Origin of the sequence: Brevundimonas sp., assembly GCF_965278935.1 — a bacterium.
GTDB lineage: Bacteria > Pseudomonadota > Alphaproteobacteria > Caulobacterales > Caulobacteraceae > Brevundimonas.
Map to the genome: position 1 here is coordinate 897,740 of NZ_OZ257124.1, position 11,942 is coordinate 909,681.

The following is an 11,942-nucleotide window of genomic DNA, read 5'->3' on the forward strand; positions in this document are numbered from 1 at the left end:
CGCTTGACGACGCCGGACCGCCGGGGCCTTGTCGGTTCATGCAGGTCACCCTTCCGGCCCGGCTTTACGGTTGTCCCGACGCGTGGCTGCGCGAGCGGGCAGGCGTGTTCGGCAGAACGTGGTTGTTCCTCGGTCATGAGGCCGAGGCGCCGGGGGCCGGTGACTGGATCGCCGCGGACCTCGCAGGGCATCGGCTGCTGATGGTGCGAGGAGCGGACGGCGCGCTGCGGGCCTTCCACAATGTCTGCCGTCATCGGGCAGGGCCGCTGGTCAGCGGTGTCGCCGGGAACTGCGGACGCGAACTGGTCTGCGGTTACCACGGCTGGCGCTACACGCTCGAAGGGCGTTTGAGGGCGGCGACGGGGTTCGGCGCGGCGGAGGCATTCGATCCCCGAGAGTTCGGTCTGTTGGGCGTGCGGCTGGAGATCTGGCGCGGGCTGGCCTTCGTGACGCTGGACGCCGACGCGGCGCCCTTGGCCGGGACCGTGGCGCCGCTGGAGGCGTTGCTGGCCGGGCGCGGGCTCGACATCGCCCGTCCCGCGGCGCGGCGCGCCCATGAGCTGGCCTGCGACTGGAAGGTCTATGCCGAGAATTATCTGGAAGGCTACCATATCGGTTCGGTCCATCCGGTTCTGTCCGACGAGCTGGGCTCGGCGGAGTACCGCGTCCGGGTCGAGGGCGATCTGGTGATCCAGGAGGCCGTCGGGGTGAACGACGGACCGCAGGCCGGGGTCTGGGGCTGGCTGTGGCCCAACCTCGGGATCAACGTCTATCGCGACGGGGCCATGATCGAGCGGATGACGCCGGTCGGCCCGGGGCGGGTGCGGCTGGACTATCTGTTCCTCAACGACGGCGGTGAGGGGGCGCTGGGCGAGGCGCTGGTCGCTTCGGACCGGCTGACCGACGAGGACGCCTCTATCTGTGAGGCCGTGCAGAGAAATTTGTCTGCCGGCGCCTATGAGACGGGCGTGCTGAGCACGGTGCATGAAGGCGCGGTCGGCTGGTTCCAGCGCCGCATCGGGGAGATCCATCAATGATCGAGACGCGCAGGCTGGGCTGGGGTCTGGCAGCCCTGGTGGTTGCCGGAAACATGATCGGGTCGGGGCTCTACCTTCTGCCCGCGACGCTCGCGCCGATCGGAAGTTCGAGCATCATCGGCTGGATCGTCTGCGGCATCGGGGCTCTGACCCTGGCGTGGATGTTCTCGGGTCTCGGGCGTTTTCAGCCCACTGCGGACGGCCTGAGCGATTTCGCCGAGCGTGGCATGGGCCGGTTCTTTGGGTACCAAGCGGCGCTGGCCTATTGGGCCGCCTGCGTGGCGGGAAATGTGGCCGTGGCCGTGGCCGGTACCGGCTATCTGGCCTTCTTTTTCCCCGCACTGAAGCAGCCGGTTCCGGGCGCGCTCGCCAACCTTGGCTTCATCTGGCTGGCCACGCTGGCCTACATCGTCGGCGCCAGGATGGCGGCGCGGTTCGGCGCGCTGGCCCTGGGAGTTGGCCTCGTCCCGATCGTGCTCGCGGTCGTGGCCGGCGTGATGGCCTTCGATCCGACGGTCTTCGCGGCTTCGTGGAGCCCGGAAGGCCAGCCGCTCACGGCGACCGTGCCCGCGTCGCTTGCCGTGATCTTCTGGGCTTTTCTGGGAGTCGAGAGCGCGGCGGCCCTGTCGCGGCTGGTCAAGGATCCGGCGCGCGATGTCGGCCGCGCCAGCGTGGCCGGGGTGGTGCTCGCCTTCATCGTCTATGTCGCCGCCTGCCTGGCCGTGTTCGGGGTGATCCCGGCGGGCGAACTGGCGGGATCGACCAGCCCCTATGCCGATCTGGCGGCGCGCGTGCTCGGCGCATCGCTGGCGGGCGTCGTCGCGATCTGCGCCATCATCAAGGTGGCGGGCACGGTCGCCGGCTGGACCATGATGGGCGGTGAGACCGCGCGACGCGCGGCCGAGAAGGGCTATCTGCCGCGCTGGTTCGGCGGCGACGGCAACCTGCCGGTGTCCAACCCGGTCATCAACGCCGTGGTGATGAGCATTCTGGCCCTGGTCACGGTTCAACCGACGCTGGGCGAACAGTTCGGGGTGCTGGTGGGGGTGACCTCGGTGCTCACCCTGAGCATCTACGCCGTCTGCGCCGTAGGTCTGTTCCGGGCTGCGCCGTCGATCGGGTGGAAGCTGCTGGCGGTGTTCGCGCTCGTCTTCTCGGTCTTCGCAGTCGCTGCGGCGGCCGGTCCATACCTGAAGCCTACCGTCGGCTTCTTCATCCTGGTGAGCCTGGGCTGGCTGTGGGTGCGCCGTCGCCATCCGGTCGTGATTGACCCGCCTGCGCCGTCGCTTTAGCAACGCCGCCGTTTGAGCGCCGGGATTCGGTGCTATGAGGCGCGCATGACCGAAAAGCTTCTCCCCGGCGCTACTGGCGTCCTCGCCCTCGCCGACGGCACGATCTTTCAGGGCGTGGGTGTCGGCGCGGCCGGCTCGGCCCTGGGCGAGGTGGTCTTCAACACCGCCATGACAGGCTATCAGGAGATCCTGACCGACCCGTCCTACATGAGCCAGATCCTGGCCTTCACCTTCCCGCACGTCGGCAACACCGGCACGAACGTGGAAGACATCGAACAGATGGGCGGCGGGTCGGACACCTCGGCGCGCGGCGCGATCTTCCGAGACCTGCCGACCGACCCGGCCAACTGGCGGTCGGACTCGAGCTTCGATGTCTGGATGAAGCGTCGCGGCGTCGTCGGCCTGGCCGGCATCGACACCCGCGCCTTGACCCAGCGCATCCGGGACCACGGAGCACCCCACGCGGTGATCGCCCACGATCCCGAAGGAAACTTTGATCTCGAGGCCCTCGTCGCCCAGGCGCGCGCGTGGACCGGTCTGGTCGGTCTCGATCTCGCCAGGCCTGCTTCGACGTTGCAGGCGTTTGAATGGGACGAGGGTCTGTGGGAATGGCCGGAAGGTCATCCCAGGACCGACGGGCGCAAGAACGTCGTGGTCGTCGACTACGGCGTGAAGCGGAACATCCTGCGCGCCCTGGCTTCGACCGGCGCGAAGATCACCGTGGTGCCCGCGACGACGACTGCGGAGGAAGTTCTGGCCCGCTCGCCGGACGGCGTCGTCCTGTCCAACGGACCGGGAGATCCGGCCGCGACCGGCGAATACGCGGTGCCCGAGATCCGGAAGCTGGTCGACAGCGGCAAGCCGGTCTTCGGCATCTGCCTGGGTCACCAGATGCTGGCCCTCGCGCTCGGCGCCAGGACCGTGAAAATGGAGCAGGGCCATCACGGCGCGAACCATCCGGTCAAGGATCTGACGACCGGCAAGGTTGAGATCGTGTCGATGAACCACGGTTTCACGGTCGACCGCGACAGCTTGCCGGACGCCGTCGAGGAGACCCACGTCAGCCTGTTCGACGGCACCAACTGCGGCATCCAGCTGAAGGACCGCCCGGTCTTCAGCGTTCAGCATCACCCGGAAGCCTCTCCGGGACCGACCGACAGCCTCTATCTGTTCGACCGGTTCAGCGATCTGATGAAGGTCTGAGGTGAGCGGGTCGGCGGCGTCCTCAGCCTATCTCGGCTGGCTGAGCGTCGCGATCGCAACGGAGGCCGAGCTCCCGACGACGACCGCCGCGCCGACGATCGATGCGGTCCTTGGCTACGCCACCGGCTACGACTCCCACGACATCGCGCCGTTCGTGCGGTCACTGCGCGCCGTGTTCGACGGCGAGATCGCCCTCGTCGTCGATGACCGGCCCGATGTCCGCGCGCTGCTGGACCAGCACGACGTCCGGATACTGACGGCGCGGACCATCGACGGATGGGAGCCGCATGCCGTCATGGCCCGGTTCGCCGCCTTCGACCGCTATCTGACCCGCCGAACCGACGTGCGCAGCGTCCTGATCACCGACGTGCGCGATGTCTTGTTCCAGCAAGCCCCCTTCGCGCCGCAGCCGATCGGGCTGGAGGTCTTCGTCGAGGGCGACCGGCTCGGCGACCACGCCTTCAACATGAAATATCTGCGCGCCCTGATCGGGGAGACGATGGCCGAGGCCCTGGCCGGCGCTGCGTCGATCTGCGTCGGCACCGTCGTGGGGCCGAGCCGCGAGGTCGTCCGCTTCTGCCGTATGGTGCTGATGCTGGCCGCCGTACCGCGCTCGGAGCTGGGCGGGGCGTTCGGTGCGGATCAGGCCGCATGCAACATCGCCGTCCACATGGGTCTGCTGCAGGCCGCGGTGAACGAGAACTACGGCCGCGTCGCCACCATCGGCCTGACACCCGGTGAGACGCTGAGCCTCAGGGACGGGCAGGTGGTCAATCCTGACGGCTCGGTCAGCGCCATCGTCCACCAGCACGACCGCCACCCCCATCTGGCCGCCGCCATGCATCAGCGCTGGGGCCAGGGGCTGGAGGTGCGTGAACGGGTCCGGCCCAAGAAGGCGGGCCAACGCTGGCGCAAGCTGCGCGATTCGCTGATGCGCCGTCTGCCCGAGTTGCGCTGACGAGACTTGCGGCCGATCGCCGTTGCTGGAACCTTCGTCCGGCGAGGGAGGCGTCATGACTGCAGAAGCCGTGAATCTGGAAACGCCGCGACCGACGACCGCCGCCGGGGTCACGCGGACGGGCGTCGCGCGCCTGGATGGCATCGACATGCTCCGCGGGCTGATGATCTGCCTGATGGTGCTGGATCACGTGCGCGACTTCTTCATGCTGGCGCCCTTCGGGCCCGGCGGACCTGGCGATCCGCTGGATCTGGACACCACCAACCCCGCCCTGTTCGCCACGCGCTGGATCACCAACTTCTGCGCGCCGGTATTCGTGCTTCTGGCCGGGCTCGGCGCATACCTCCAGACGGCCAACGGCAAGTCGCCGAAGGACCTGTCGCAGTTTCTGCTGACGCGCGGGCTGTGGTTGATCTTCCTGGAACTGACCGTGATCGGCTTCGGGTGGCAGTTCACGCCGGTGCTGGTTTTCCTCCAGGTGATCTGGGCCATCGGCTGGTCGATGGTCCTGCTGTCGCTGCTGACCTGGCTCCCTGTGCGGGCGATCCTGGCCCTAGGCGTCGTCATCGTCGCCAGCCACAACCTGCTGGACCCCATCCAGCCCGCGATGTTCGGAGAGGTCGGGCCGCTGTGGAACGCGCTGCACGTGACCAATGTCGCTCCGGTCGCGGGCGTGCCTGTCCTGTTCGCCTACCCGATCCTGCCGTGGTTCGGGATCATGCTGCTGGGCTATGGTATCGGTCAGATGTTCACGCTGGAGACCGATCGGCGTCGCCGGATGCTGACCGTGCTCGGCCTGTCGATGATCGCTGTCTTCGTGTTGCTGAGGTCGCTTCAGGTCTACGGCGACTCCAAGCCATGGGAGCCGCACCCCGAACTCTGGAAGACGATCGGTGATTTCATCGATGTGCAGAAATATCCGCCGTCGCTGCAGTTCGTGTTGATCACGATCGGTCCGGCACTGGCCTTCCTGCCGGTGCTTGAGCGATTGAGGGGGCCGGTCGCGACCTTCCTTCTGGCGTTCGGACGGGCGCCGCTGTTCGCCTATGTCCTGCATATCTGGCTGGCGCACCTGCTGGCCATGGCGGTCGGGGTGGTGATGGGTCTGCCGGCCTCGGGCTTCTTCAACCCGCTGTTCACGGGGCCGCCGGAGGGGTGGGGCTTCAACATGGTCCAGACCTACGGATTCTGGGCGCTGATCCTCGCGATCCTCTATCTGCCGACCCAGTGGTTCGCGGGCGTCAAGGCGCGCCGTCGCGACTGGTGGCTGGGGTATCTTTAGAAGACGCCTTAAGGCAGCGGGGCGAAGCTGCGCTCTTCCCGGAGCGCACAGGCCTTCCTCACCGCGACCGGAGCGGCGTGCAGCCAGTATTCGGCGTCATCCGGACGGTCGGCCCGCTTCCGCTCAAGGCCACGCAGACGACGCTGGGCGGCATTCGCCAACAGGCGGGCGTGCAGCGCGCGCGGTGTCAGGTCGTGAACAGTCGGTGCATAGGGAACGGCGACGGGATCGGGTCCGATGGGCTCGACCGCCGGCTGGGCGATGGCGATGAACATGGAACAGCTCTGGCTCGAAAGGGTGATCGGCTCTTCTGCGCCGGAGTGAACAGTGGATTAACCCTGTCCCCTGTGGATAGTTCCGCAATCCGTCCAAAAAATGTCCATACAAAACATGATCTTATGGTCGCGATTTAGACTTTTTAGTTAACGATAGGTTAACCGCCACGCCTGCTGCGGCCCGCGCTATAGAGGGCCGTGCGTTTCGATGACCGCTTCCTTGAGGAACTGAAGGCTCGCCTTCGCCCGTCCGATGTGATCGGCCGGTCGGTGAAGCTCAAGCGTCAGGGACGCGAGTGGGTGGGGCTGTCTCCGTTCTCGAAGGAGAAATCCCCTTCGTTTTTCGTCAACGACGACAAAGGCTTCTTCCACGATTTCTCCTCCGGCAAGCACGGCGACGTCATCTCCTTTCTGCAGGAGACCGAGCGGCTGAGTTTCCCCGAAGCGGTCGAGCGCCTGGCCGCCGAGGCCGGGATGCAGATGCCGGCCGAGGATCCCCAGGCGGCCGAGCGCGAGGCGAAGAAACAGGGCCTCGCCGACTGGATGGACCTGGCCCAGAAATGGTTCGCGGCGAACCTGCGCCGGTCGGTGGGCAAGGCGGCGCGGGAGTATCTGGAAAAACGCGGCCTGCCGGAGGACCAGTGGGAGCGATTCGGCCTGGGCTATGCGCCGAACGACCGCGAGGGGCTGAAGCATGCTCTGGTCCAGCGCGGAGCCAAGCCCGGCGACCTGATCGAGATGGGAATGCTGATCTCGCCCGAGGGCGGCGGCGCGCCCTACGACCGGTTCCGCGACCGGCTGATGTTCCCGATCCTGGATGCGCGCGGGCGACTGGTCAGCTTCGGCGGCCGGGCGATGAACCCCGACGACCGGGCCAAATATCTGAACGGACCGGAGAGCCCGCTCTTCCACAAGGGGGCCACCCTGTACGGCTTGCCCGAGGCGCGGCGCATCCTGGGAGCGGAATCGAAGTCGACCCAGGCGATCATCGTCGTCGAGGGATACATGGACGTCATCGCCTGCCAGCGCGCGGGCCTGCCGGCCGTTGCGCCGATGGGCACGGCCCTGACCGAAGACCAGATGGCGCTGCTTTGGCGAGTATCGTCCGAGCCGGTGCTGTGTTTCGACGGCGACGGGGCGGGTCAGCGGGCGGCCTATCGCGCCACCGAACGCGCCTTGCCGCTGCTCAAGCCCGGTCGCTCGTTCCGTTTCGTACTGCTCGAGGGCGGGCAGGACCCGGACGACATCTTGAGGGACAAGGGCGCCCCCGCCCTCCGCCAAGCGATGACCGAGACCCGGACCTTCGCCGAGGTCCTGTTCCGTCGTGAGGCCGAGGTGGAGCCGCTGGACACGCCGGAACGTCGCGCCGGGCTTAAAGGACGGCTGCGCACGGCGGCGGCGGCGATTCAGGACAAGGATCTGGCCGAACAGTATCGCCGCGAACTTTTCGACAGGTTCGACGCCCTGTTCCCAAGCCGACCCGCGCCGCAACAGCGACCCCAGCAGGCCGGCGGCCGCTGGAAACCCGGTCCGCCGCCGAAACTGGGTCAGACCGCCGAGGGCGCTTCGGCCATGCAGGCGCTATCCCGTTCGATCGAACCGATCGCCGCCGCACTGGCTCACGGCGCCATCGAGGATCCGGAGCGGATGGATGACCATCTGGAGGCCATCGCCTCGCATGGGTTTGGCGATCCGTCCCTAGACGGGCTGGCGCAGGAGTTGGTCAGGCTGCGTTTTGGCGGCCAAACGCTTGACAGCGCGGCCCTGCGTCGCCATCTCGCGACCTCCGGACACGATGCTTTAGTGCGCGAGGTCGAGAAGGCGGCGGCAAAGTCCGGCGCGCCTTTCCTGGCCGCAAGTGCGCCCCTCGCCGAAGCAAGGGTCCGGTGGTCGCAAGGCTTCGACGCCCTGACCCGCGTTGCGGGACTGGACGCGGCGCTGGCGTCAGCGAAGTCGGGGGCGGATCACGCCTTCGACGCATCCGCCTTCAGTCGTCTGAAGGCGGAACGCGATGCATTGCGACGAGCCATCAAGACCGGGACGATCTGGGACGATGAGGCGAGTTCGTAACGAACTGCGCGCCGATGCGTTCTCTTTCGGAACGAATGTTGCATTTTTGCCGAGGGGTCTGATCCTTCCCTGTCGGCCGGAGAACCAGATTTAATGAGCGCCCAGAACGCCGAGACCCAGGAACCGGAAGTCCAGTCGGACGGGCCTTTGCTTGACCTAACTGACGCTGGCGTAAAGAAGTTCATCAAGCAGGCCAAGGCCCGCGGCTATGTGACGATGGAGGAGCTGAACAAGGTTCTGCCGTCCGAAGAAGTCACGCCTGACGCGATCGAAGACACGCTGGCGATGCTGTCCGAGATGGGCGTCAATGTTGTCGAGGCCGAGGAAGACGCGGCCGAGACGACCGGCGGCGAAGTCGCCGAGCGCGCGGAGACTTCAGTCACCGAGGGCGATGCCAAACCCACGTATGACCGGACTGACGATCCCGTCCGCATGTACTTGCGGGAAATGGGGAGCGTCGAGCTGCTGTCGCGCGAGGGCGAGATCGCCATCGCCAAGCGGATCGAGGCCGGGCGCGACGCGATGATCTCGGGCCTGTGCGAAAGCGCCCTGACGTTCGAGGCCATCATGGTGTGGCGCGACGAGCTGGCCAACAATCGCATCCTGCTGCGCGAGGTCATCGACCTGGACGCCACCTACGGGGTGCTCAACCCCTCGTCCCTGCCGCACAACCAGCCCCAGCCCCCGATCCCCGGCCAGCCGGTCCCGCCCAAGCCCGAGCCGGAAGAAGGCGCCGAGGCCGAGGCCGACAAGCCGGAGCAGGACGAGGAGGACGAGGACTTCGACGACGGCGGCGGGATGTCGATCTCGGCGCTGGAAGCGGAGCTGCGCGACGGGGTCATGGAGACCCTCGACGCCATCGCCTCGGACTTCGACGCCTTCCGCAAGCTGCAGGAAAAACTGGTCGAGACGCGGCTCAAGGGCGAGGACCTCAGCGCCAAGGACCGCAAGGCCTACGACACCCTGTCGGCGGCCATCTCGGGCCGGCTGAAGACGCTGAAGCTCAACAACAACCGCATCGAGGCCCTGGTCGAGCAGCTCTATGCGATCAACAAGCGGCTGATCGGCCTCGAAGGCCGCCTGCTGCGCCTGGCCGACAGCTACGGCATCTCGCGCCCCGAGTTCCTGAAGGCCTATTTCACCCGCGAACTCGACCCCAACTGGTCGGAAACCGTCAAGGAAATGGGCGTCCGCTGGACCAAGTTCAGCGACGACCAGTCGACCCAGATCGCCACGATCCGGGGCGACGTCGCCGCCGTCGCGACCGAGGCCGGCCTGCCGATCGACGACTATCGCCGCATCGTCCAGACCGTGCAGAAAGGCGAGCGCGAGGCCCGTCAGGCCAAGAAGGAAATGGTCGAGGCCAACCTGCGCCTCGTGATCTCCATCGCCAAGAAGTACACGAACCGCGGCCTGCAGTTCCTGGACCTGATCCAGGAGGGCAACATTGGCCTGATGAAGGCGGTCGACAAGTTCGAGTACCGCCGCGGCTACAAGTTCTCGACCTACGCGACCTGGTGGATCCGTCAGGCGATCACCCGCTCGATCGCCGACCAGGCGCGGACCATCCGCATTCCGGTGCACATGATCGAGACGATCAACAAGATCGTCCGCACCAGCCGCCAGATGCTGCACGAGATCGGCCGCGAGCCGACCCCGGAAGAGCTGGCCGAAAAGCTGGCCATGCCGCTGGAGAAGGTCCGCAAGGTCCTGAAGATCGCCAAGGAGCCGATCAGCCTCGAGACGCCGATCGGCGACGAGGAGGACTCTCACCTGGGCGACTTCATCGAGGACAAGAACGCCATCCTGCCCATCGACGCGGCCATCCAGTCGAACCTGCGCGAGACCACCACCCGCGTGCTGGCCTCCCTGACGCCGCGCGAGGAGCGCGTCCTGCGCATGCGCTTCGGCATCGGCATGAACACCGACCACACCCTCGAAGAGGTCGGCCAGCAGTTCTCGGTCACCCGCGAACGCATTCGCCAGATCGAGGCCAAGGCCCTGCGCAAGCTGAAGCACCCGAGCCGGTCGCGGAAGCTGCGGAGCTTCCTGGACAGCTAGGTCAGGGACTAGGGATCAGGGATTAGGGATCAGGGCCGCTTCCGGGAGGGGGCGGCCCTTTTGCATCGTCCTTCTCCCCTCGTGGGAGAAGGTGTCAGGCGGAGCCTGACGGATGAGGGGGTGGTCGTTCCGCATGCCGGCGGACGGCGTCGAACACGATGTTGGGGTTTGTCAGGACAGCCTCGTTTCCGAATCTCAGAACCACGAAACCCCGGCGGTTCAGATCGGCGTCGCGCAGCCGGTCCCGCTCCTCGCGCAGCCGGTGAATGCCGCCATCCAGTTCGATCACCAGTTTGAGCTCGTAACAGCAGAAGTCCGCGATCCACGGCCCGATCCGGGTCTGTCGGCGAAATTTCAGGTCTCCGAACCGCCGATCGCGCAGCAGCCTCCACATCGTCGTTTCCGCGACGGTCATTCCCGCCCGCAGACGTCGTGTCTGGTCCGCCATACCCCTCATCCGTCTCGCTTCGCGAGCCACCTTCTCCCACAAGGGGAGAAGGATGACGGCTCTTGGACCGATGCTCGCTGAAGTACAGCGCAAGTAAAGCGCTCAGCCCCCACCCGTGACCAAACCGACCAGGGCCGAACGCCAACATGAACGAACTCGCCAAGGCCTCCGACCGATTCTGGCGTACCGGCGGTCCACGATGCGCGCATGACAGAGCGACGCGAGATCAAGCAGCGGTCCCCCGCCGTGTGGGCCAAGGTCAGGGAGGCCTATCTGGCCGGCGAACCGGCGGCCTCGGTTGCGCGGCGCTTCGACGTCGGCCTCGGCAATCTGAGGTTCCGGGCGAACGCCGAGGGCTGGACCCGCAAGGCCGCGATGGCGGCGGCGGAGACCGAGGCCGCGGCCGAAGACATCCGGCTGGCCGGTCGCGCGGACCCGGTCCTCCCTGCGGCGGAAGCCCCGATCGACATCGACCCGGAAGAGGCGCGCGCCGCAGGCATTCGTCATGCCGCCGCCCTGATCGCCGCCGGACGCGGGGCCGAGGCGCTGAGCCTTCTCAAGGCGGTGCAGGGGCTGGCTGAAACGCTGGAGACCACGGCCTCCTGCGACGAGGAGCCGGAACCCGACGCATTCGATTTCAGGGCGCTGGAGACCCACTCGCTCGAGATGGCGGTCAAGAACGCCGAGGCCATGCTGGGCGACACCGGCTACGGCATCACCTCCGCCTTCGGCCACGCGGCCTATCACTGGCGGGCCGCGAACCTGGGACCCGAGATCGCGCTGGCGGACTTCGCCGCCGGGGTGAACGGCGGCTGGGCCGGCCGCTACTGGGACGCGGTGGGCAATCTGAAGCCGCTGGCCGGCGAGGTCCCCGAACCAGGCGGCGCGATGGTGCGCCAGCACCTGCGCCTCACGCCGGACGCCGACATGGAGGCCTGGCCCTGGAACAGGGAGCGCCCGGCCGAGCCGGACGTGAGGGCGGAGGATGATGGGCCCGCGCGAGGACCGAGGGTGCGACTGGGGTGATCTCGATCACGGGGATGATCTGCGGCACCCGCGTCGGGACCATCGAGGAGCCGTTGATGCGGGAGATCCGCTATCTGGACAAACTCATCGACGAACTGGCCAAGGGCCGGACGATGGAGAAGATTCTGCGGGCGGGGTGAACCAGCGGGGCTGGTCGAAATCTAGCCCCAGTTGAAAGAGAGGCTTGGCTGCAACCGACCTCCAGCACGCCGGGCCACGATGAATTTTCAGGGATTGCGGGCCGTGCTGACGGCGGTGTGTGCAGCCGTAATGATGGCGGCCGGGGCGCC

11 protein-coding genes are annotated in these 11,942 nt (G+C 67.1%); 9 read left to right on the plus strand and 2 right to left on the minus strand.

From position 1 onward, the window contains the following. Positions 1-38: 38 nt before the first annotated feature. From ACQY68_RS04540 to ACQY68_RS04560, 5 genes are read left to right on the plus strand one after another with little or no spacing between them, the layout of a single operon-like run. Entirely contained in the window at positions 39-1,037 is a 999-nt protein-coding gene (locus ACQY68_RS04540) for an aromatic ring-hydroxylating oxygenase subunit alpha (RefSeq protein WP_428151867.1), read from the plus strand. After that, positions 1,034-2,329: an amino acid permease gene (locus ACQY68_RS04545; RefSeq protein WP_428151868.1), complete on the plus strand. Its 1,296-nt coding sequence runs from the start codon at positions 1,034-1,036 to the stop codon at positions 2,327-2,329. The genes ACQY68_RS04540 and ACQY68_RS04545 overlap by 4 nt, the downstream gene beginning before the upstream one ends. A 45-nt stretch (positions 2,330-2,374) precedes the next feature. After that, positions 2,375-3,532, plus strand: a complete 1,158-nt coding sequence (carA, locus tag ACQY68_RS04550) for a glutamine-hydrolyzing carbamoyl-phosphate synthase small subunit (protein WP_428151869.1) — start codon at positions 2,375-2,377, stop codon at positions 3,530-3,532. 1 nt (position 3,533) lies between these two features. Next, positions 3,534-4,490 (plus strand): hypothetical protein, encoded by a 957-nt coding sequence (locus ACQY68_RS04555; RefSeq protein ID WP_428151870.1) that lies wholly within the window; start codon positions 3,534-3,536, stop codon positions 4,488-4,490. A gap of 55 nt (positions 4,491-4,545) precedes the next feature. Then, positions 4,546-5,772, plus strand: a complete 1,227-nt coding sequence (locus ACQY68_RS04560; protein WP_428151871.1) for a DUF1624 domain-containing protein — start codon at positions 4,546-4,548, stop codon at positions 5,770-5,772. Between the two features lie 8 nt (positions 5,773-5,780). On the opposite strand, the gene ACQY68_RS04565 is transcribed toward ACQY68_RS04560, so the two are convergent. After that, on the minus strand, positions 5,781-6,047 hold the full coding sequence (locus ACQY68_RS04565) for a hypothetical protein (protein WP_428151872.1): 267 nt from the start codon (positions 6,045-6,047) through the stop codon (positions 5,781-5,783). Positions 6,048-6,245: 198 nt separating this feature from the next. Between ACQY68_RS04565 and dnaG the strand changes: the two genes are divergently transcribed. Continuing rightward, the gene (gene dnaG / locus ACQY68_RS04570; protein ID WP_428151873.1) at positions 6,246-8,117 is read left to right on the plus strand and encodes a DNA primase; all 1,872 of its coding nucleotides are present in this window, start codon (positions 6,246-6,248) and stop codon (positions 8,115-8,117) included. A gap of 93 nt (positions 8,118-8,210) precedes the next feature. Beyond that, entirely contained in the window at positions 8,211-10,178 is a 1,968-nt protein-coding gene (gene rpoD, locus ACQY68_RS04575) for an RNA polymerase sigma factor RpoD (RefSeq protein ID WP_428151874.1), read from the plus strand. Between the two features lie 94 nt (positions 10,179-10,272). Here rpoD and ACQY68_RS04580 read toward each other — a convergent pair whose 3' ends face one another. Continuing rightward, positions 10,273-10,626 (minus strand): endonuclease domain-containing protein, encoded by a 354-nt coding sequence (locus ACQY68_RS04580; RefSeq protein WP_428151875.1) that lies wholly within the window; start codon positions 10,624-10,626, stop codon positions 10,273-10,275. 207 nt (positions 10,627-10,833) lie between these two features. On the opposite strand from ACQY68_RS04580, the gene ACQY68_RS04585 reads away from it, so the two are divergent. Together ACQY68_RS04585 and ACQY68_RS04590 are read left to right on the plus strand one after the other, a co-directional pair. Then, entirely contained in the window at positions 10,834-11,652 is an 819-nt protein-coding gene (locus tag ACQY68_RS04585; protein WP_428151876.1) for a hypothetical protein, read from the plus strand. Continuing rightward, positions 11,649-11,792 (plus strand): DUF2200 family protein, encoded by a 144-nt coding sequence (locus ACQY68_RS04590; RefSeq protein WP_428151877.1) that lies wholly within the window; start codon positions 11,649-11,651, stop codon positions 11,790-11,792. The genes ACQY68_RS04585 and ACQY68_RS04590 overlap by 4 nt, the downstream gene beginning before the upstream one ends. Positions 11,793-11,942 lie beyond the last annotated feature (150 nt).